The following is a 1,037-nucleotide window of genomic DNA, read 5'->3' as shown; positions in this document are numbered from 1 at the left end:
CGTGGTGGTTACGAAGATGCTACCCTAGAGAAGCTCGCTAAGAAGGCCAAGCAGTGGAAGGTACAGACAGTAGTCCATGAGTCCAACTTCGGTGACGGTATGTTCGGTAAGATTTTCTCTCCGATTCTCCTGAAGCACCACAAGTGTGCCTTAGAGGAAATCCGTGCTAAAGGCATGAAGGAGATGCGAATCTGCGATACTATCGAACCGTTGATGGGTGCACACAAGCTGGTCATTCGTGATGAGGTTATCCGTGAGGACTACCAGACTGCTCGTGACCTTGATGGGAAACATGATGTTCGCTATAGTGCGTTCTATCAGATGACCCGTATGACCCGTGAGCGAGGCGCTGTGGCACATGATGACCGACTTGATGCTATCGCATTGGGTATAGAGTTCCTGCGTGAAGGGATGCTTGTGGACAGCCGTGTAGGTGAAGAAGAGATGACCCTTGAGTTCCTTGAACACCACATGGAGAAACAGACCATTGGTGGTGATGCTATCCATAGCTACGATGTTGGTGGCGTGGACATCTACTACGAGGACGACGGAGACTCTAGCTGCTTCATTAAGTGGTAATTGGATAAGTATGCGGGAAAGGTGCATAGGTAAGCACTTAGTACCGCTACGTTACCGTTAAGTAACTCACTGATATACATGAAGAAATTAATACGACTCACTATTGGGAAGGGGTTTATACTATAGGAGAGAAACTCTATGATTATCCGACCAACAACAGAAAGAGACTTTAAATTATTCGAACCATCTCCAGAAGACGTAGCTGAGGCACACGCCTATGGCATTGAACCGTCATTCCCACCAGCCTCTGAGTGTGTCACTATGTCTCTTCATGGGATTCCTGTGGCTATTGGTGGAAACCGTGGGGACCAAGTGTGGTTCGTAACGTCCGCTGAAGTATGGAGATTAAGTCTGAAGTCACGTAAGGAGTTCCGCAAGCTCATTCTAGAGTACCGCGATACAATGCTGAAACAGTATCCAGTAATCTGGAACTATGTATGGCTAGGCAATAAGTCCCA

At 47.5% G+C, this 1,037-nt stretch carries 2 protein-coding genes; both read left to right on the top strand.

Going from position 1 to position 1,037, the window contains the following annotated elements:
• On the top strand, positions 1-579 hold a 579-nt coding region (terL, locus tag I6F53_RS20105; RefSeq protein ID WP_197240933.1), incomplete at its 5' end, for a phage terminase large subunit.
• 138 nt (positions 580-717) lie between these two features.
• On the top strand, positions 718-1,037 hold a 320-nt coding region (locus I6F53_RS20100), incomplete at its 3' end, for an internal virion protein A (protein ID WP_197240932.1).

This window comes from Pseudoalteromonas sp. SWN29, assembly GCF_015864465.1.
GTDB lineage: Bacteria > Pseudomonadota > Gammaproteobacteria > Enterobacterales > Alteromonadaceae > Pseudoalteromonas.
Note: the sequence above shows the minus strand (reverse complement) of the source record. Positions and strands in the feature narration are given on the sequence as shown.